General features: G+C 42.2%; 18 protein-coding genes. 14 read left to right on the top strand and 4 right to left on the bottom strand.

All coding sequences use genetic code 11. From position 1 onward, the window contains the following. Positions 1–332: 332 nt before the first annotated feature. A complete protein-coding gene (locus BW716_RS21640) occupies positions 333–2,711 on the top strand; it encodes an ABC transporter permease (RefSeq protein WP_083725895.1) in 2,379 nt (792 codons plus the stop codon). A 551-nt stretch (positions 2,712–3,262) separates the two neighbouring features. On the opposite strand, the gene BW716_RS21630 is transcribed toward BW716_RS21640, so the two are convergent. Continuing rightward, positions 3,263–3,859 carry a Crp/Fnr family transcriptional regulator gene (locus BW716_RS21630; protein WP_083725891.1) on the bottom strand — a complete coding sequence of 199 codons (597 nt, stop codon included), beginning with the start codon at positions 3,857–3,859 and terminating at the stop codon, positions 3,263–3,265. 141 nt (positions 3,860–4,000) lie between these two features. Between BW716_RS21630 and BW716_RS36865 the strand changes: the two genes are divergently transcribed. After that, entirely contained in the window at positions 4,001–4,153 is a 153-nt protein-coding gene (locus tag BW716_RS36865; protein ID WP_179091220.1) for a hypothetical protein, read from the top strand. Positions 4,154–4,248: 95 nt separating this feature from the next. Here BW716_RS36865 and BW716_RS21625 read toward each other — a convergent pair whose 3' ends face one another. The 3 genes from BW716_RS21625 to BW716_RS21620 form a co-directional block, all read right to left on the bottom strand. Next, positions 4,249–4,608 (bottom strand): glyoxalase, encoded by a 360-nt coding sequence (locus tag BW716_RS21625; RefSeq protein ID WP_083725964.1) that lies wholly within the window; start codon positions 4,606–4,608, stop codon positions 4,249–4,251. Positions 4,609–5,407: 799 nt separating this feature from the next. Further along, positions 5,408–5,557 (bottom strand): hypothetical protein, encoded by a 150-nt coding sequence (locus tag BW716_RS36860; RefSeq protein WP_179091219.1) that lies wholly within the window; start codon positions 5,555–5,557, stop codon positions 5,408–5,410. Between the two features lie 103 nt (positions 5,558–5,660). Beyond that, entirely contained in the window at positions 5,661–5,936 is a 276-nt protein-coding gene (locus tag BW716_RS21620) for a hypothetical protein (RefSeq protein WP_083725889.1), read from the bottom strand. A 487-nt stretch (positions 5,937–6,423) separates the two neighbouring features. Here BW716_RS21620 and BW716_RS21615 point away from each other — a divergent pair, with 487 nt between their 5' ends. The 12 genes from BW716_RS21615 to BW716_RS21560 all read left to right on the top strand — a co-directional run bounded on the left by BW716_RS21615 (position 6,424) and on the right by BW716_RS21560 (position 21,810). Next, complete coding sequence (locus tag BW716_RS21615; RefSeq protein WP_083725887.1) at positions 6,424–6,918, top strand: hypothetical protein; 495 nt, start codon at positions 6,424–6,426, stop codon at positions 6,916–6,918. Between the two features lie 38 nt (positions 6,919–6,956). Beyond that, the gene (locus BW716_RS21610) at positions 6,957–7,508 is read left to right on the top strand and encodes a flavoprotein (RefSeq protein WP_143708952.1); all 552 of its coding nucleotides are present in this window, start codon (positions 6,957–6,959) and stop codon (positions 7,506–7,508) included. A 12-nt stretch (positions 7,509–7,520) separates the two neighbouring features. Then, positions 7,521–8,108, top strand: coding sequence for a hypothetical protein (locus BW716_RS21605; protein WP_083725883.1), 588 nt, complete (start codon positions 7,521–7,523; stop codon positions 8,106–8,108). Between the two features lie 10 nt (positions 8,109–8,118). Then, a complete protein-coding gene (locus BW716_RS21600) occupies positions 8,119–8,415 on the top strand; it encodes an SCP2 sterol-binding domain-containing protein (RefSeq protein ID WP_083725881.1) in 297 nt (98 codons plus the stop codon). A gap of 9 nt (positions 8,416–8,424) precedes the next feature. Continuing rightward, entirely contained in the window at positions 8,425–9,423 is a 999-nt protein-coding gene (locus BW716_RS21595) for a DUF1028 domain-containing protein (protein WP_083725879.1), read from the top strand. Then, positions 9,420–10,355, top strand: coding sequence for a DUF1702 family protein (locus BW716_RS21590; RefSeq protein ID WP_083725877.1), 936 nt, complete (start codon positions 9,420–9,422; stop codon positions 10,353–10,355). Before BW716_RS21595 ends, BW716_RS21590 begins: the two co-directional genes overlap by 4 nt. Position 10,356: 1 nt before the next feature. Then, on the top strand, positions 10,357–12,198 hold the full coding sequence (locus BW716_RS21585; RefSeq protein WP_083725875.1) for a VCBS repeat-containing protein: 1,842 nt from the start codon (positions 10,357–10,359) through the stop codon (positions 12,196–12,198). A 5-nt stretch (positions 12,199–12,203) separates the two neighbouring features. Further along, positions 12,204–13,121 carry an enediyne biosynthesis protein UnbU gene (locus BW716_RS21580; RefSeq protein ID WP_179091218.1) on the top strand — a complete coding sequence of 306 codons (918 nt, stop codon included), beginning with the start codon at positions 12,204–12,206 and terminating at the stop codon, positions 13,119–13,121. Then, positions 13,111–18,546, top strand: a complete 5,436-nt coding sequence (locus BW716_RS21575) for a type I polyketide synthase (RefSeq protein WP_083725873.1) — start codon at positions 13,111–13,113, stop codon at positions 18,544–18,546. The genes BW716_RS21580 and BW716_RS21575 overlap by 11 nt, the downstream gene beginning before the upstream one ends. Next, on the top strand, positions 18,533–18,949 hold the full coding sequence (locus BW716_RS21570) for a thioesterase family protein (protein WP_083725871.1): 417 nt from the start codon (positions 18,533–18,535) through the stop codon (positions 18,947–18,949). The genes BW716_RS21575 and BW716_RS21570 overlap by 14 nt, the downstream gene beginning before the upstream one ends. Positions 18,950–18,960: 11 nt before the next feature. After that, entirely contained in the window at positions 18,961–21,348 is a 2,388-nt protein-coding gene (locus tag BW716_RS21565) for an outer membrane beta-barrel family protein (protein WP_179091217.1), read from the top strand. 87 nt (positions 21,349–21,435) lie between these two features. Beyond that, positions 21,436–21,810: a nuclear transport factor 2 family protein gene (locus tag BW716_RS21560; RefSeq protein ID WP_220388807.1), complete on the top strand. Its 375-nt coding sequence runs from the start codon at positions 21,436–21,438 to the stop codon at positions 21,808–21,810. The last annotated feature ends 45 nt before the right edge of the window (positions 21,811–21,855 follow it).

Below are 21,855 nucleotides of genomic sequence, written 5' to 3'. Positions count from 1 at the left end.
GACAAGTAGCATGACAAGCAGAAATTGTTGCAAATCCATTTGATAATTCTGCCTTTATCTCATTAAACGCTTCCGCTGTAAATTTTTCTATCTCAGGCTGTGTTCTTTAAGCTTCTCTTCCTTTCCGTTATGATGATCACATTAACCCGGTTTAAATCTTATCTTCAGACCGTGTTCAGAATCGGACGATTTCGAATTGAAAATGAACAAGCCGGCTTTTATGACACTATTATACTTAGTTGTAAATCAATCATATAATTATCTGGCATTGTCTTGGCCTATAGTTTCCCCAAATCCTGCTTGTTACATTTCAACGAATGAATTGATATATCATGGTTAGAAATTTTTTCAAACTCATTTACCGGAATCTTCTGCGTAATAAAGGCTTTTCTGCAATTAACATTATAGGCCTTGCAATTGGCATGGCTGCTGCAATACTCATTATGCTGTGGATACAAAACGAAGAAAGCTATGATGAGTTTCATGAGCATAAAGACAGGATATACGAGGTGTGGAATCGCGTACCAATTGAAGGTAAGATCACCTGCTGGAATTCCGTAGCCTCATTGACGGGCCCTGCCCTTGAAAAAGATGTACCTGAAGTAGCGCACGCAGTAAGAGTAAAGATGAATGGTAATTCCCTTTTTTCAGTTGATGATAAAAAAATAATGAAGTCGGGAGCTACCGTTGATACTGCTTTTCTCCAGGTGTTCAGCTTTCCGATGCTGAAAGGAAATCCTTCTACGGCATTGAATGATGTGCATTCCATAGTGCTCACTGAAAAAACAGCTAAAAGTTTATTCGGCCATGAAGAGGCTATGGGGAAAATTATTAAAATTGAGAATAAAGAGAATTTCACAGTTACGGGTATTCTAAAAGATTTGCCTGACAATACAAGGTTTAATTTTGAATACTTACTGCCCTGGTCATCTTTAAATTACGGAGAGGGACAGGAATTAGGCTGGAACGATAACAGCACCCGTACTTATGTATTGCTAAAGCCAAATTCTAACTTTAATGCTGTCGCTACTAAAATTAAAGAATTAAAACAGCATTACAGTAGCGAAGCCAAGATGATGAAATGGGAAATGTTTATTTATCCCCTTACCCGCTGGCGCTTACATTCAAGCTTCACTAATGGTGTGGAAGACAACGGAGGGCGTAGTACATTCGTCAGAATATTTGGCATCATCGCGGGGCTGATATTATTGATTGCATGCATCAATTTTATGAACCTGAGTACCGCACAAAGTGAAAAGCGGGCAAAGGAAGTAGGGATACGAAAAGTAGTGGGTGCGGGAAAAACCACTCTCATAACCCAGTTTATCGGAGAATCTGTTTTTATCACTTTTCTGGCAGGCATTACAGCTATCATTATTGTTCAGATAAGCTTACCCAGCTACAACCAGCTTACGGAGAAAAAACTATTCATAAACTTTGGTAATATCTATACATGGATTGCATTTATCGGGTTTATCTTATTCACCGGTTTACTGGCCGGCAGTTATCCCGCATTTTTTTTATCATCTTTCCAACCCGTTAAGGTATTGAAAGGTACGTTTAAAAAAGTAAATGCATTCATCACACCAAGAAAAACGCTGGTTGTATTGCAATTCACCTGTGCCATCATTCTTATTATTTGTACTATTATCGTAAAACAACAGATAGACTATGCTAGTCAGCGGGCAACTGGGTATAATAAAGACAATCTTGTTTATCATTTCATGACGGGAGATATACCTAAGAACTATACATTGATAAAAAATGAATTGATTCAATCAGGTATTGCGAAGTCAGTTACAAAAACAAATTCTCCCCTTACTGAAAGGTGGAGTAATGGATGGGGACAGGACTGGGAAGGAAAAGACCCAAATGACAAGACATCTTTCGATCGGTACTTATCTGATGAAGGATTGGGGGTTACAGCAGGCCTGCAATTTATACAAGGCCGTGATTTCGATTTGGAGAAATTCCCCTCCGATTCAACAGGGTTGCTCATAAACGAATCATCGTTGAAAGTAATGAAGTTCAAAGACCCTCTTGGTAAAGTAGTAAGTGACCTTGGCATTGACTGGCATATTGTAGGGGTTATTAAAGATTTTATTCTTACCAGCCCTTATGAGCGAACAAGACCCATATTGATATGTGGTGCTAAGAGTCGCTTTATGACCTTCAATGTGATGCAGATAAAACTAAATGGGAATAACGCAACTACTGAAAATATAAAAAAGGCAGCTGCTATTTTCAATAAATATAACCCAGACTATCCATTTGAGTATAAGTTCGTGGATGAAGCCTATGCGCAGAAGTTCGATAATGAACGGCGCCAGGGGATTTTAGCAGCTTTATTTGCAGGACTTACCATTTTTATTTCCTGCCTTGGCTTATTTGGCCTTGCTACATATATGGCAGAAAACAGGATAAAAGAAGTTTGTGTGCGGAAAGTGCTAGGCGCATCTGTAACCAGCATTACGGCTTTACTATCCAAAGATTTTGTAAAGCTGGTCATTATTTCATTTTTAATAGCAGCGCCATTATCATATTGGAGTATGTATAAATGGTTACAGGATTATGAATATCGTGTTAGTATTCATTGGTGGGTATTCGCGCTTGCGTGTTTATTGTCAGTCACAATTGCAATATTAACGGTCAGCTACCAGGCTATTAAAGCGGCATTAGTGAACCCTGTGACAAGCCTGAGAAAAGAATAGCATTAAGACAAAGGCCATTTCCGGGGAATGAAGTCTTTGGTTGTTTTGTCATAGACGGCGATGACTCTTTCTATATCGGGTATTGTTGATGATTTATGCCGCAAAGACAAGGATCATTTCAGGAAATAAATATCCATATATAAGGACATGCCGGGATCTACCTGACGTCAATATTTTATCCTGTGCATCTTAACCAGTCACAATAACAGGTCGCGGGGATGAATGATCGAAACCAGGGTGTCCCAAGTTTGCCGGCAGAAACAATGAGCTAAATACGCAGAATTTAAATACAAGTTTATAGGAAATGAGGAATATTCAGTATGAATAGCTGATACAATTTATTAATTATCAACCACACCTGGTTAAAAAACTTACCGCTACTGGGCACACTAATGGAAAGGTCGGAGAATTCTCCGACCTTTCTTTTTTTCTCTTCTTCTGAGCCCTCTGAGGGCCTACTTATCAACTCTAATATTACATTCGGTTCTGTGGTTCGAAGTTTCTCTTTGAGAAAAATGACCAACCGAGACACTTAAAACAGCATGTTTGTATTACGGGTGTAAAGTTTTGGGCTGTTGGTTACGAATACGGCTAAGTGTTTCTTTAGTCATCCCTAAGTAGGAGGCAATGATATGTTGTGGAAATCGTTGCAGGAATTCTGGATATTTCTGAACTAGTTCATCATATCGATATTCTGCGGTATTATTGATTGCAGAATTTAATCTGCACTGCATTGCCATGTGATGGGCATCGTCCAGTTTTTTCCGCATTTCACAAAATGCAGGAATAGCATTTACTTTATCATACCACCCATCTAGTTTAGGTAGCATTAGCACTTGGGTTTCTTCCCAGGCATCTATGTTGTATATAGAAGGCGATTGTTTGTGGTAGCTTTCTCTGTCGGACATCCACCAATTTTCTATACCCAAATTCAGTACACGTTCATTTCCTTTATCGTCGACAGTGTATTGGCGGATCGCCCCTTTTACGATAAACGAAATGTATTTGCATATTTCGCCTTCCTGTAATAAGAACTGCCTTTTCTTAAACTGCTTAGGTACAAATGCCTTTCGGATTAACTGTTTATCCACATCTGAAAGAGGTGTAGACGATTGTTTGATTAAATAGTTAAGAAGTGCTGTAACCATTTTACAAATCTAAAAAATATTGCCAAATTAACGAGGCCCTCCATATAGGTATCCGTTGATATACGTCAACCTCATCCACATGCAGGTTTTTAGGCAGTTTTACTACTAATTGATGGTGAAATTAAGGAAATGCCTGAATCCATGAAAAAGGGTGATTTTCAAATTATGCCCGTGGATAGCGATACACTCCATACAGAAGCATTTATTGGGCCTGCCAAAGAGCGTTTTTTTCTTCAAATGTGGTTTAATATACGTAAAGAAAGTCGGTGGGCTATTGGTGAACAAACTACTTAATAAAAAATCATGTATTCACGAAGCGGGTGCTTCAATTAAATGAAACACCCGCTTCGGATTTATAGATTCGCCACTTAATAATCGATAATCCAGACCTAATGGTCCGCAGGCGTCAAAAAAGCATATAAATGTTTCACTTTTTCATCCTCGATAAGAAAAAAGTCCATACTATTTAACATTCCTTTACTGGTTTGAATGTGGCCGAAAAGCCTTGCACTGTTTTGAAGTGATTCAATAGGTTTGGCTGCGGAAAAATTATAAGCAGGATCTTCAGCTATAAGCTTTCCAATAAAATCCGATACTGCTTTTAAACTGTCGAGAATTAATTCATTATCATACATTTTAATATCATCTGAATAGATCTTTTTAAGCAGCTCATCCCGTCTTGCCCTATCTTTTTCATTCCAGGCAGCCACATGTATTTCTTCCAGTTCGCTAAATACTTTACTTGCCATTTTAGTTTGTTTTTTTGGATAATCGGCTCCATTACTGGAGATAACATCAATAATCAAATTTACTTCCTTTCCTTATTAAGAAAGTTGATATACATCAACAAACACTCCAAAAAAACTGATCAGTTTCTCTTACCTGGAACTTGCTAAAACAAAAGCCCTGCATAAATGCAAGTTTTTTTTTCTAAGTCAGGATCACAGGAGTCGAATAACTGTTTCTTTCTAGCTTTTCCTTAATTTTAGCTACCACAGAGAGAATGATTAGGGATATCCGCATTAAGCGAATAGCACAACTCCGGCCGATTTTATTACTACTTTATTCTCATGCAATCAAAGGTTCCAAATGAGTATATTTGAAAAACAACAGACATTCAATGGGAGACGTTAGGCTCTCCTGTGTTCCCGGACTACCCCTGTCTGCCTTTGATATGTTCTTAGCCCCCGGTCGAATCGCCCCTAATCGTCAATAACGCAGGTTTGATGTTGCTTAAGCATTTCGAACAACTAAAGCCTCAACATTCAGGACAGTTTCGAGTCTCAATAGCATACCGTCAGCAGTCGCTGTCTACACTTCGCGCCATCATCTATAATGACTACGCAAGACTCGCTTCCAGTAGTTGACTAGACCTTGTCGGGCAGAATTGATTACCTGCCGGATAATTTCAAGGTGTTTCATTTATAAATCCCCACCTCAAGGATTTTGCACAGCGCAATCGATAACTTACCGCTGATGAGCACTTTACAACCTTTCAAATCATTGATTTACAGTAATTTTCGTTTCTCAAAAAAACCGCTTCCCACCTTATTTACTAATCATTCTGACACCAAAGACACACCATTTGACCGGAATACGACCTGCGACAACTCCTGCTACAATTGTATCATCCCCTATCAACCCACCATTAATTATAGTATCCACAGAAATCATAATCACCAACGGTATTCTTTCCATACACATCTTCTTTTAGCTTTCCCAAATAATAAGTATCTGTACTGAAAGCAAGTTCATTCAACACTCCACAAAGTCCTTTTTATTCAGTAAAAATTCTTCAAAATTATAGTAATACCGGCATTAGCTTATTTATTACAAACTGATCAAACAAGGTAGCTGTGTATGCCTCGGGAGTACGTGGAGTAGCATAAGCGCCATTGGGATCACCCAAGGCCTTAAATAGATCTATTAGTTCGTTTTGTATTGTTTCTCCAATTCCCCAATTGTTTAAACGGAATTTGATTTCCTCAAAGGACTCCTGTCTGTAACGTACAGGTTTATCTGTTAAAGAAGATAATCGAAGTGCAACATCGCTAAGCGTTATATTTTCAGGTCCCATCAGGTTGAGTTTCCCCCCTTTCCCCTTTGAATTGAATTATCAAAAATTGATCATTATTCATCAAAGAGGATACAATTGAGCATGAGTACATAAGGTAGCCCAACGTAAAATTTCATTTCCTGCTTTGAGCAGATTTGGGGGAAATAATCCCGGATTATGTCAAGTATTGTCTACTATACACCATATAGGTGGAAACCTCTAATTGGCACTTATGAAATAACTTTATCCTGTATCTACTCAGAAAAAATATTAGTTGTTCTAACTTGTTTTATTAAAAATAAAAAATTAACTTAGGTATATTCTTTAAGGATTTACCAAGTTGCTCGGATATATTCAACCTATAGCTACATTTACAACCCATAGCGAACTAACTTAATAATTACCTATATGTACCCTAATTCATTAACCATTGAATTACGTGCTGTAAAGTAGATCCCATCTCCTTTCGGTTATTACTCCTTTTTGTTTACACTTTAAATCAACTTGTATGTCGACATCTTCAAATGAAGTAATGTTCCCTTCCGCAAACACTTTTCTTATCAACTCCAATCCAATTTTCCTGATTACACGTAAAGGGGAACGTGAAATTCTCGTTTTTGATGCTAAAATGGAAGTAAAAACATCTGACCCTAAAAAAAATGATGGCGGCAACCGCCATGTGGGCGTGGATGTTAAGTACTGGGAAGCAAAAGCTACCAGCAAATTATTAGGTTGTGATATCGGATTCAGAATCACAGACCTGGGCGACAATAGTAAAGTTACTGCCCTTCAGTTAAACAAAGACTTCCCTTCTAAGCTCGAATTCAACATGGAATACGAGGTAATGGTAAATGGTGAAGTAATCAAATCCGGCCTCAGTGGCTCTGCTGAAGGTCAGATCAACAGCTTCCCGCCAAAGCCTAATGATATGTTCCGTGTAGCCGGAAAAAGCATGACACTGGGAGAAGACACTACTGTTGATGTAGTTGCCTGCGCCTGTTAATGTAGTCCAAATTCATTCTTACAGGTAAATCAGAATTTTTGAAGACCATTTTAGTCTGCATTACCGGGGCTGTCGCTGCGGTTGTAATGCCTTCTTATGTCCTGCAGATAAGGAAAGAATTGAATGCACGCGTCTTCATCATGGTATCAGATAATGCTACAAAGTTTGTCACTCCATATGCATTAAAAATACATTCAGGTAATGAAGTATTTACCAACACTTACGATGTAAGTGATGATACCCTCGTGCCTCATATCAAACTTACACAGGAAGCTGATCTCATCATGATAATGCCTGCTACTGCTAACATCATAGCAAAAGCTGCCAATGGTATTTGTGATGACCTCATATCTACTACCATCGTAGCTGCCAAGGCCCCGGTAATTTTTGTTCCCTCGATGAACGAAAACATGTGGTATGCCAACACTGTTCAGCGCAACCTCAAAGTGCTGCAGAACGATGGACACTACATCATGGAACCCCGTCGGGGAATAGAGATTGAAGGAATGAAAGAAACGTTTGGCGTCATGCCATTATTAAAAGACGTGATCTCCGTTATCAATCATGTATTGAGTATGTCTAATCCTTAAAATCTTAAACAAATGAAAAGAAGAGATTTTGGTAAAAACATGGCCATCTTCCTTGCTGGTGCCCCATTAGTACCTGGCGCATTCTCCTTCCCCAAAAAGGAAAAAATGAAAGTTACCATAGGCGAATCCCAGGAGACATTCCCTACGACTGCCGCCTATTACACCAATACAAATCCAACTTTTGCCATCACTAAGAATGGACACACAGAAGTACTGGTGTTAGATGGCACGCTCCACTTCACAACTAAAAACCCCGGAAAAAAACGTGATGGCCTCCGCTATATTGACATCGCACTCGATAGCTGGAACGGTAGCGCATACAGCAATTTACTAGGTAAAGAAGTTCGTTTTGAAGTAACCAATAACCTCAAAAGTGGCGTAAAATCCCACTACCTCAACCAGGACTTCCCTTCTACAATGGAAATGAATTTCGAGTATAATATTTATTTCGATGGTGAGTTAGCCATCAAAGATGCATCTGCCAGGGCCTGCTCACAACTGGAAACATTCTCTGCCACAAGCGCTAACCTGTACCAGATAGAAAGTAATAACCTGGTTACAAAAAATAATAACATCGAAATCATCTTTTGCGCAGCATAAAATAAATTTAATGGAATTAACTGAAATCTTCGACCAGATGAGAGTTCAGGTAGAAGATATGGATCCCATTCAAGCTAAAATGAAGCTTGTAATGGGAGAACATATCTTCCTTATTGACGGTACAGGGGAAAAAAATATTATTAGCCAGGATGATGTTGAGGCAAACTGTGTCGTTAAAACGGATCTGAACACCTTTTATAAAATGAAAAGCGGAAAGCTCAATCCCATACTGGCATTGATGGAGGGGAAAATCAACATTGACGGGAGTATGGGACTGGCCTTTAAAATGAAATCCTTACTTGCTTGATTAATTCCTATGCTGAAATACAGATTCCATGTGTTGTTCATCTGTATGTACCTGCTCATACATCCTCAATGGATGCATGGACAATACATTAATGAAGAACCTTTTGCGCATACATTCTCGATTGTAGCATTTGATCCGGAAACAGGAGATATGGGTATAGCTGTTCAGTCCCATTGGTTCTCAGTAGGTACTACTGTAGCATGGGGTGAAGCCGGGGCCGGGATTATCGCTACACAGGCTGTGGTGAATATTGGCTTTGGGCCTAATGGCCTGGCCTTGCTGAAAAAGGGTATATCGCCAGACAGTGTATTGCACAAACTGTTGCAGGCAGATCCTGCCAGAGATATAAGACAGTTGGCTATTCTCGATACCAATGGCAATATCGCTGTCAGTACAGGTAAAATGTGCGTAGCGGAAGCCGGTCATCAGCAGGGTAGGTTTTACTCCGTTCAGGCAAATACCGCTGAAAGTAAAGACGTGTGGAAAATGATGGCTGCTGCTTATGAACAAACGGATGGTCCGCTGGCCGCTAGAATGATCGCTGCTTTGGAGGCCGCTCAAGCCGCCGGTGGTGATATCCGGGGAAAGCAATCAGCCTGCCTGCTCGTTGTAAGAAAGAAGCCTACCGGAAAAATATGGTTAGACCGTAAAGTTGATATCAGGGTGGAAGATAACCCCGATCCCATCAAAGAACTGAAAAGGATCTATATCATTAAAACTGCCTACGATGCTGTGAATTTGGGATACTACTACCTGGAAAAAAACGATCCCGACGCTGCTGATGAAGCCTTTAATAAGGCTGAAAAATTAAATCCCGGCAATAGCGAGATGAAGTTCTGGTATGCTGTAGAACTGGCTAATAAAGGCATGGATGATCGTGCCCTCGATGTGTTTAAAACGGTGTTCCGCCAGGATCCTGTCTGGAAAATTAAAATGCTGCCCCGTATTGTAAACGCAGGCGTGCTGAATGTACCATCTGAGCTGTTAAAAAGAATTGAAAAACTATGATCTACAACCTGTTCAAGGTATCCTACAAAGAAGCCTCCCTGAAAAAGAGAGGATTTTTTGTAAAGGATGCCCATGCTGCCAGCTTACTGGAAAATATAGGTATTGCTTTCCTGGATGGATACCATCATTGCCTGGATATTGATGACCAGGCCGTGTTATGCCGATCGCTGGACCAGAAGACAAACCTGTTCAGAGGTTTTTCCTATGAAGGTGCTGCTATGGGCATGGCTGTGAAAGATGCTTTTAAAGCCAAACAGAACAAGTGCATTCCTGATTTTCTCAGTGGTAAAGGCAACCATCATATATATATGCTGCATGTTGGTATAGGATGGGCTTATGCCAGACTGCCTTTTCATGTAGAAAACATATTATCCCGTTATGATCCCCTCTTAAGATGGCTGATCATCGATGGATATGGATTCCACGAAGCCTATTTTAAAACTGAAAAAATAATCCGGCAGCAAATATTGCCTAAACTCTCCCAGGCTGCCACACATGTTTTTTATCAGGGTGTAGGACGTGCCCTTTGGTTCACCTGCGGTACAGAGGTAGATAACGTGGCAAAAACGCTCTATGCATTCCCTGCCCTTTATCATGCCGATCTGTGGGCTGGTGTTGGACTGGCTGCTGTATATGCCGGCGGTGCTCAACCAGCCGAATTACAGCGCTTAAAAGAGCATACGGGCTCCCATCTGCCTTTCCTTTTACAGGGTGTAGCATTTGCTGCCAAAGCCAGGGAAAGGGCTGAAACGGTCACCGCAGATACTAATAACGCCATTACCGCTATCACTGGTTATAGCCTGTCCTCTGTAGCAGAAATAACTGACCGGGCACTGCTGAAAGTGGATGCGCAACAGGATGCTTTTACGCAATACTATTCCTGGAGAAAAATGATCGCTGAAGAATTATACTCAAAGACCCTAATCGCTTAATATGATTAACAATTACCTGATCAAAGCACTGGCCGTCATCGTCGTTTGTGTATGTTTCATTTTTGCCAGAAAAGCACAGCTTACACCAGCAGAAAGAACAACGCTGGCCGCTGATTTCTCCTTTTCGAGAATGGACCTGCCTGTGACGGAAGGAACGCCGAAATTAATCCGGGATGTACACCCGCAATATAAAGATATAGCCGCATGGATCTCTTCTGTAGGTGCTGCGGTGACGATTGCTGATCTCGACAATGATGGTCGCAGTGATGATATCATCCACGTAGACCCCCGGTTTGATGCGGTGCTCATCTCTTCTATCAAAAAACGGGAGCCACCTGTAAGACTGGATGTAAAGCTCCTGCCTTATGACTCAGCTACAATGGCCCCAATGGGCTCCCTCACTTATGATTTCAATGCTGATGGCAAAACCGATATACTCGTCTATTACTGGGGCAGAACGCCTGTTATTTTCTACGCTGACAACATTGGCTTCAAAGAGACGGAACTGGTGACAAGCGGTGAAAGATGGTTCTCCAATGCAGCTACACTCGCTGATTTTGACGGCGATGGCAAAGTGGATATCCTCATCACCAACTACTTCCCTGATGGCTCCCGTGTACTGGACAATGTAGCACCTGACCAGGACCAGACCATGCAGCATTCCATGTCAAGAGCAGCAAATGGCGGGAAAAATCACTTCTTCCTGTGTAAAGGTGTTGAACTGCAAAACGCTGTCTTTACTGAAGATAAAACATGGTCTGATGGTATTAAAAACCCGGAAGACTGGACACTGGCTGTTGCTGCTGTTGACCTTAATGGTGACATGCTGCCCGAATTATACCTGGCCAATGACTTTGGTCCGGATAAATTCCTGCTGAACCAGTCTGTTCCCGGCCGGTTAAAATTTAAGCTACTGTATGGTGAACGTAAACTGACTACTACTGCTTCCAGCGTTTTAGGCAAGGACTCATATAAAGGAATGGGCGCCGGCATCGGCGATATCAACAGCGATGGCTTACTGGATATCTATGTCAGCAATATTGCCGCTGAATATGCACTGGAGGAATCGCATTTTGCTTTCATCAACACTGGTGAGATAGACAAATTCAACAAAGGCATTGCGCCCTTCGTGAACCAAAGTGAAGAACTGGGTTTATCAAGAAGTTCCTGGGGATGGGATTCGAAATTGGGAGATTTCAACAATGATGGTGTCAACGAAGCCATTCAGGCAACCGGTTTTATGAAAGGTACTGCCGATCGCTGGCCGGAGCTGCAGGAGCTCGCTTTGGGTAATGATGATCTGCTGGCCTACCCGGCTTCATGGCCCAATTTCAAGCTGGGAGATGACCTGTCCGGGCATTATCACCATCCTTTTTTTGTCAGGTCCGCATCCGGTCAATTCTATGATCTCGCTGCTGAACTGGGTATGGATGATACACAGATATCCCGTGGCATCTCAGTGGGTGACCTGGATTATGATGGAGACCTGGACTTTGTAGTCGCCAACCAATGGGAGACTTCCTATTACTACCAGAACAACTACAAAGGTAAGAATGGTTTTATCGGCTTAAGGGTTTTGCTACCGGTAAATGATTCCTGTTTAAGACCCGCCATTGGCGCCATTGTCCGTTTATATGAAGGCACCCAGTTAAAGCAAACCAGCTTTGTCGATGGTGGCAATGGCCATTCAGGCAGAAACACAACTGATATCTTCTTTGGCCTGAAGAATGCCACCACACAGCATATGCATCTCGAAATACAATACCTGGATAATAGTGGAAAAAGCCAACAGCAGGTATTTGCCGCTAAAGAAGGCTGGAATACGATCACCCTATCAAACTAATCTACATGGACAAAGTGTATAACCCGCTTCCCGCGTTAAGAAGATTTGCACTAGCTATCACTGTACTCAATATTGCCGGACATTTCTTCCTTGGTTTTGAACAATCATGGGCATATCCGCTGGCAGCATTAGCTACTACCTATTCACTGGAATTGTTGTATGAATACCTTTTTGCAACCGCTAATCATAAGCCCCCCCGTTTTAGCGGTAGCTGGAAAAATCTTGTCAACTTCCTGTTGCCAGCACATATTACAGGGATGGCTACTTCTATGTTGCTATTTGCCAACAGCGATTTATCACCAATAGTATTTGCATCTGCAGCAGCTATTAGTTCAAAAGTGATTTTCAGGATCATCATCAATGGCAAATCAAGACATTTCCTTAATCCTTCCAATACAGGCATTGCACTGACATTGATCCTGTTTTCATGGGTCGGCATTTCACCCCCATATATGTTCACGGAAAATGTGACTGGCTGGGGAGATTGGATCATTCCTGCTATTCTGGTGACAGCTGGAACATTCCTGAATTTCAAATTCACCGGCAGAATACCACTGATCCTTGCCTGGCTCACTGGCTTTGTGGCACAGGCCGTGCTAAGAAGCATCTTCTTTGATGTATCACTGACAGCTGCTTTACTACCTTGTACTGGTGTGGCGTTTCTGTTATTCACATTTTATATGATCTCTGATCCTGCCACTACCCCTTCCGGTATTACCGAACAAATGCTGTATGCATTTTCTGTAGCCATGGTGTATGGTGTGCTGATGATTTTCCATGTGGTATTCGGGTTGTTCTTTGCGTTGTTTATTGTGTGTATCCTGAGAGGCATACTGCTCAGTATTCCAAAGGTAGGCGCCGCTAAATACGCATTATCGCCACGGTTAAATATTTCTTCAAGCGGGTTAACATATGAAAAATGAAATAGCGATTATCGGAATGGCCTGTAAATATCCTGATGCCAATAGCTACCAGGAGTTTTGGGAAAATATCCTGGCGCAGCGAAGAGCCTTCCGGAAAATTCCGGATGTGAGATTGAACGCCGCGTATTTTTCAGATAAGGATGATGATAAAATACGTACTGTTATGGCAGCCGTATTGAGTAATTATGCCTTTGACAGGAAGAAATATAATATATCAGGAGAAGTGTTCCGGGGCACAGACCTTACCCATTGGCTGGCCCTGGATGTAGCTTCTGAAGCTATGGAGGATGCGGGTTTATTGAAAAATAACCAGCTCCCGAAAGATCAGGTAGGCGTGTATGTAGGGAATACGCTGACAGGGGAATTTTCCAGAGCGAATACAATGCGTTTACGCTGGCCTTATGTACAGCGAAAGCTCATGGCCAACCTGCATAAACTGGATCTGAACCCGGATATGCTGGCGACCTTTATGCAGGATATGGAGGCAGATTATAAGTCTGCTTTCCCCAGAATGTTCGAAGATTCGCTGGCGGGTGGTTTATCCAATACCATCGCGGGGAGAATATGTAATTACTACGATTTCCATGGTGGTGGTTATACAGTCGATGGAGCCTGCAGCTCTTCTTTGCTGGCGGTGATAGATGCCTGCCGGCATATTGCCGCAGGAGATAATGAAGTCTGTATTGCCGGAGGCGTAGACCTGAGCCTGGATCCTTTTGAGCTGGTAGGTTTTTCAAGAGCTGGTGCTCTTGCCTCGAAGGAGATGCTGATCTATGATAAAGATGCCAATGGCTTCTGGCCGGGTGAAGGATGTGGTTTTGTGGTCCTTTCCACGCTGTCTTTTGCGATTTCCAATAATTTAAAGGTCCATGGTCTTATCAAAGGATATGGAATTTCTTCTGATGGACAGGGAGGGCTGACACGCCCTTCTGTCAATGGTCAAACACTGGCCATGGAAAGAGCGTACGCCAAGGCAGGTTATCAGCCGGATAAAGTCGCTTATTTTGAAGGACATGGTACGGGTACGCCAGTAGGTGACCAGGTTGAATTACAGACCCTGCTTGGCAAAATTAGAAATACAACTGCCGCGCATTATATCGGTTCTGTAAAAGGGAATATAGGACATACAAAAGCTGCTGCAGGTATTGCCGGGTTTATTAAAATCATTAATGTCGTTAAAAACCGGATCATCCCCCCGGTGACCGGTTGCCGGAATAAAAATAACTTACTGGATGGAACAGCCCTGAACCTTCCATTTAAAGCCATCCCTTATGCGGAGAAGGAAGCGATGAGAGCAAGTGTGAGTGCAATGGGGTTTGGTGGTATCAATACACATATCACTATAGAAGAATATCAGCCCACAATGCCGGTTAGTGTAGCAATCCCTGCTGCCCCGGACACCGAGCTATTCCTGCTTGCAGCCGCCACTCCGGAGTTACTGCTGGCGCAACTGGATATGGTCAACACCTATGCAGGGGCATTGTCTTTTGCAGAACTGGGTGACCTGAGTACGCACCTGATGAAACAATTACAACCTGCTTCATTCAGAGCAGCGGTAGTAGCTGCTTCGCCGGCAGAACTCTCAATGAAACTCGGGAAATTGATACACCTGATAACGCAGGGGCATGATTTTATAGAAAATAAAGGATTTTACTACAATGCAGGCACCACTAAATCCCGTATCGGGTTTTTATTCCCCGGTCAGGGAAGTAAACGATTTGCTACAGCAGGACGCTTTAAGCAAATAGGTATTCCTGAAAGTTATCCTGCCGGCAAGGAAAACAGTCAGCAGCTGGATATGATCCAGGCTGGCATTGTCGGTACATCGATGATTGGATTACGCATCCTGGAACAATTAGGTGTGCAGGCGGAAGTGGGCATAGGTCATAGCCTGGGCGAAATATCAGCATTGCACTGGAGTGGTTATCTGCGTGAAGAACAAGCTATACAGCTGGCCCAAAAACGGGGAGAGATCATGCACGATACCCCAGGTATTGACGGCTTGATGCTCATAGTTCCACTACCTGCTGACCGCATAACAGTGAAGAATGTGGAAATTGCAGCTGTTAATTCACCTACACAAACAGTCTTATCAGGTACTGCTGATAATATCAATGCCTGTAAAGCCTACCTGCTGTCACAAAAGGTTCCTTCGATGTTATTACCTGTCCGTTATGCATTTCACAACAGCAGGATGAAAAAGGTCGAAGATCGCTTACGTGAAGTGGTCAGCGAACTGTCCATACAAAAGCCTTCCCGGAAGATGATCTCTACTGTCAGCTCGTCAGATGATGTGAAAGAAAACCTGATACGACAGCTGAGCAATCCTGTTTTATTTATGCCTGCTTTTCAACAGGCTGATGATTTGGTGGATCTATGGGTGGAGGTAGGAGGAGATAAAACGCTTACACCAATTGCCAGAGATCTTACGAAGAAACCAGTGGCTGCCATTACGATGGATGGTCAAACCACACAGGGATTGTGTGAAACTGCAGGCCTGATCTGGACTGCCGGTACAGATATACAGCTTGATATCTTCATCAAAGACCGGCCAGTTAAGCAATTTGACATCAACTGGCAGGCCAGGTTCATAGCCAATCCCTGTGAGGACGATACTTCCATCACTGTCGGTAATATGCCAGTAGAAGCGCCTCAACAGGATACCGGACTACTGGCATCTTTCAGCGCATTGATCGCACAAAAGCTGGAATTACCAGTAGCAGAGATTGATATCAATGCCCGCTTTCTGGATGACCTCCATTTGAATTCCTTACAGGTTGGCCAATTGATTGCGGGATTTGCTTCCAGCCAGAAAATTGTCATGCAAGGCATTCCAACCGAATATGCCAATGCCAGTATTGCGGAAGTGGTAGCTGTATTGTCTGTCTCCCAAATGAATGATGCACCGCAAACAGATCAGTTGCCGGGCATTGAGCCATGGGTACATTTCTTTCATACATCATATATCAACACACCGCTTAAAGTGGACTCCCAGCCTGGGGCTGATGGTATTTACCTAAATCTTATAGGTTGTTCACATAGCGATGTGTTGGACATGCTGCCAGGCGTTTTAACATCTCTGCAGGAGAAGGATCTACTGGTTATTATACAGGATCGGCCATTGGTAACCGGATTTGTCAAAAGCCTTTTCCTTGATAAAAAAGGACTACGCTGTGTCGTTATCAATACTGACGTTTTACCAGACGCAACTCTTATCAACAGTGAAGTAAATGCCAATAAAGGCTTTACGGAAGTAAAGTATATAGACGGTGTTCGCTATACACCTATGTTCTGCCCTGTATTTAATTATCCTTCCCGTGGCCAGGTGCCGCTCACAGAGAAGGATGTCATATTAGTCAGCGGTGGCGCAAAGGGTATTACAGCGGAATGCGCTTTATCATTAGCTACCAAATATGGTGTAAAGTTATTATTGATCGGTCGTGCAGCCAATGACGATCGCCTTCGCCAAAGCCTGGAACGCTTTGATGCAGCGGGTATCACTTATGAATACCACAGTGTGGATATCTGTAACGAAAAAGCGATCAGTAAAGTGATACAGGCAGCTAGTGTGAGATTGGGCCCGGTCACAGGCGTTATACATGGCGCAGGCAGGAACATACCTACTCCATGGTTCAAATTAACTGCTAATGATTTGCATGCCACTGTTAATGTGAAGATAGATGGGTTCCGGAACCTGGTAAATAGTGACCTTAAATTACTGATCACTTTTGGATCGGTGATAGCAGAAAGTGGTATGAATGGTAATGCCGACTATGCACTGGCCAATGAATGGCTCAGAGAAGAAGTTGCTAATTATGCTTCTACTCATCCAGCATGTTTCTCTTTGAATGCAGAATGGTCTGTGTGGAGCGGTGCTGGTATGGGAGAACATCTGGGAGTGCTGGGAAACCTGATGCAACAAGGCATTCAACCAATCAGCCTGGAAAAGGGCGTCGATATATTTATGTCGTGGATGGAAAATTTCCCTTCCGGACATAACCTCATTATCTCCGGGCGTTACGGTAAAATGGAGACGCTGAAGACACCACCGCTTACGTTGCCCTTATATCGTTTTCTGGGACATGTGCGACTGTTATATCCCGGCATTGAACTAATAACTGAGTTTGAACTGTCTGCTATCAATGATTTGTACCTGAAAGACCACATGCTCAATGGGGGATATGTGTTTCCTGCTGTCATGGGCTTGGAATGTATGCGGCAGGTAGCTGCTGCTTTTTTCCCTGCAGAGAGCAATTATATCTTCCTTGATACAAGGTTCAGTTACCCGATCATATTGGAAGAAGGCGAGACACAGACCATCAGGGTGATCGCTTTACGCTTATCGCCAGATGTGATAAAAATTGTACTTAGAAGCAGCGCCACTGGTTACGGAAAAGATCATTTTGAAACATGTATCACTGTAAAACCGGCCGCGATCAAGCCATTTATTCTTTCTGACAGTAATATGCCGGATCTGAATGTCGCTGAAGACCTCTATGGTCAGTTGCTTTTCCACCGGGGCATTTTCCAGGTGATTGATCATTATGATGCTTTATCTCCATATCAATGCGGGGTAACCTTACAACCTCCTACCAGCATCAACTACTTTGGCGAGTTTCTTTCCCCGGAAATACTCTCCACCTCTCCTGTAGCAAGAGATGCTGCTTTACATTGTATACAGGCCTGTGTACCTGATTACAGATTATTGCCAACAGGTGTGAGAAGAATATATACGGTAAGTACAAAAACTGTTCACCGCATCGAAGCAAAAGAAATATCAAAATCAGGCAATATATACACTTATGATCTATTGCTGCTGGATGAAGAGGGGCTGCCCGTGGAATATTGGGACCAGGTAACCTTCCAATCTTTCACAGCACAAAAAGATCCGGTACTTCCTTTGGTACTGATTGAAGTCATTGCCCAGCGCCGTATGGATGAAATCAGCGGTCAGCAGGATAGCACGGACTGGCGTCAACAGGACTACATTCTCCGGCGCTATGATGGGAAGCCCTCTCTCAAAAATAGCTTTGTTTCCAGGACCCACCTGCAAGACCTGACCCTGCAGTTACAAGCTGGTTATAAAATAGGTTGTGATCTTGAAAAAGTAACTTCTTTTAAAGAAACATTTCTGGGGAAAGAACGTTATGAACTGGCCCGGTTTGTCAGTACCCATACCGGAGAAGAGCTTTCCGTAGCCGGAACCCGCATCTGGGGGATCATGGAGAGCATTAAGAAGGCGGGTCTTAATCTGCTGGAAACAATCCTGTTTGAAAAAGAAGAATCATCTGCTATACATTATTACAAATGTGGCCAATCCTCCATCCTGTCTATCGCTTTCAAATTAAAGGAGGTGGATGGAAAAGCCGTATTCACAGCAGTATTAGGTGATATCCATAAAAACGTCTATAGTGAAAAGATTTGAATACTTCCATACTGTCACCTTTGAAGAAACAAATGTAGTCGGGAACGTTTATTTTTCTAATTATGTCAAATGGCAGGGTACCTGCCGGGAACATTTTCTGCTGGAAAAAACACCACAGGTCCTACAGGATATGGAGAACGGGCTTGCACTTGTTACCCTGGGCTGTAGCTGTAACTATGTGGGAGAATTACACGCGTTCGACAAGGTCCTGATCGCAATGTATCTCATCAGTATATCTCAAAATAAGCTAAAGCTAAAATTTGAATACTTCAGGGGAGAAAACATTGTCGCGCAGGGTACTCATGAAATAGGTTTCTTTACCAGAAAAGAAGAACGCTTACACCCGACACATATACCCGAATACATTGTATCAGAGCTGTCATTTTATACCCTTGCTGAATGAAAATTAGCACTATGAAAATCATATTTACCTGTTTACTATTAATAACTTTACAACAAGTCAGGGCCCAATCCATCCTGAGTGGGAAGGTGTCGGATGAAAGTGGCAACCCCATTGAGCTGGCAACTATCACCCTGTTGAAAACAACGGATACCAGCTATGTTGCAGTGGCGGTGTCTGATATAAATGGTGCTTTTTCATTTAAGGATTTAAAAGAGAAAGACTATTTTATCCGTATCAGCCATCTCTCTTTTGAAAAAAAAGAAATGGCTGTCACACCCGGAGTAAACATCAATGTGCTATTGGGAAAAAGTTCTGCTCAATTATCTGAAGTTGCTCATCATGCACGCAAACCCCTGTTTGTAAAAGAAAAAGACCGGCTTATATTCAACGTGGAGAACGGCATTATCAGCTCATCCCAATCAGATTTAATTTCCTTGATCCGTAATTTGCCAGGCATATTTATAGACCATCAGCAGAACATCTTGTTAAATGGTCAGGAGAAAGTGCTGGTGACCGTCAATGACAGATCTGTATATATGAAAGGAGGTGACCTGATGCAGTACCTGAAGACAATTCCTGTCAATATTGTCAAAAGCATAGAGGTGATCGCACATCCTTCCGCTAAGTACGATGCTGAAGGGACGGCTGTCATCAATATCAGGACAAAAAGTAAGATCGCTACCGGTCTGGCAGGAAACCTGAGTGTAGGAACAGGGTCATCTTTGGGATATGATAAATATTATCCCAGGCACAATGCTGGAGTCAACCTTTCATTAGGACAGCAATTGTATTCATTGTATGCCAACTATAGCGTAAATTATAAGGAATCGCTGGGTGACATTCATGAGAAGCTATCATTCTACCAGAACTCCTCACTGGAGCAAAATGTATTTTTTGAGAACATCCCGGATAAGGTACATAACTATTCAGCGGGCATAGATATAAAACCTACAGCCAGGCAATCCATTAGCCTCTTTTACAGTGGTAGTAATAACAGCAGAAAAGTCGATCAGGTCAATGCGATCCGGCTGAAAACCAATGATACAATTACCGACGTCAGCTCTACTGCTATCGAGCATTATAGTGCCGGGCAGAACGCTGTGAATCTGGTATATCGCAATAGTATAGATTCTGCGAACACTATTACATTTAGTTCAGATTATCTGTCCAGTCACAAGAATAATCTGGGGGATTACTACAATGAATATACAAAAGGAAATAACTGGCAGGAGCTGGTACGTAATAATTCCTTTACGAATATCATGGTATGGGCCACCCAGCTGGATTATGCAGTGAATCTGAAAAAAGGGACAAAGTTAGATGCAGGACTTAAATACAGTCATGTGGCTACAAAGAACAATGTGGAATACAGTGACTATATCAACAATGAGTTTAAAATGGATAGCCTGAAATCAAATGCTTTCAGGTATAAGGAAAATCTTATAGCAGCTTATGTTGAAGTTAACACACATATCAAAAAACTGGAGATAAAGGCTGGTTTGAGATATGAGGATGACAAGGTAAATGGGAATTCAACGGTCAATCAGTTTCGTGTTTCGCGGGATATGTCCGGACTTTTCCCCAGTCTTTCTTTAAATTACCCGCTCAACAAAGCCTGGGAAGTCGGGGCAGCTTATGCGAGAAGAATTGCCCGTCCTAATTATGTGGATATCAATCCTTTTGTGTACTATGTAAATCCTTACGTGGCATTGGAAGGAAATCCTTCGCTATTACCAGCATTTACCAACAAAATCACCGTGAATGCACAGTGGAAGCAAATGTACACAGCAGCCCTCACCGTATTCCGTACGACTAATTACTTTACTACCGCACAATTTCAAAATGTAGACACCAAAGAACAGAAGCTGAAACCGGCCAATATCGGAGACCTTACTAATATTGATTTGAATATTGCGGTACCATTAGATATTACAAAGTGGTGGGAAAGCTATTTTGATGTAAATTTAGCTTACCAGAAATTTGCTGAAACAGGAGCGAAAGTACTGGGTTATCCGGACAACTCACGTGTTACCCTTCAGTTGTTCACCCAACACTCTTTTGCTTTGCCCAAAGGAACATCACTGGAATTCAGTAATACATTAATAACACCATCCGTACAAGGACAGTTTAAGTTTTCAACAATCTGTTCATTTTCAGCCGGCGCCAAAAAGACACTACTGAAAGATAAGATTGAGCTAAAGCTGAGTGTGAGCGATTTCCTGAAAACCTTAAAGTATGTAGGAACGTTGCAGGGCGTCTATTGGAAATCCAATTACCAGGAGAAAGCAGACAACCGGCAACTGATACTGACGTTAAAATACAACTTCATCAACAAAGGTAAAGTAAAAGTGAAGAAGCCCGCATGGATCAGCAATGACGAAAAGACACGTATGAAATAAACCATCTGTTTAAATATGAAGAAAGTATCAGGATTGTTTTTTGTAATGTGGATATTCATTTCATGTAACAACCAAAAATCGACAACTATGAGTAACGACAATGAGGCCCTGGTAAAACAGTATTTCGAGCATTTTAATAACCACGACTGGAAAAAGATGGCTGAAATGTACACGCCCACAGCTGAATTCAAGGATCCCTCATTAGGAAGTGGATTAGTGAAACAGACCACCGCCCAGGTTATTGAAAAGTACAGTGGCTTGCAGCAGGCATTCCCGGATGTCAGGGATGAGATAGTAAAAATGTACCCATCAGGTGATCAGCATGTCATCGTAGAGTTTGTATCCAAAGGCACTGCCCCCGACAGTACCACTTTTGAATTACCTATCTGTACAATTTTTACATTCCAGGACGGCAAGATTTCAGGAGATTATACCTATTACGATAATTTCGGGGAAGAATAAATAGTATTTCCGCCTGACATCTACAGAAAAATGATCGCAGCAATG

The sequence above is a fragment of the [Flexibacter] sp. ATCC 35208 genome, assembly GCF_001975825.1.
Taxonomy (GTDB): domain Bacteria; phylum Bacteroidota; class Bacteroidia; order Chitinophagales; family Chitinophagaceae; genus Chitinophaga.
This window is presented reverse-complemented; position numbering and strand designations above follow the sequence as displayed.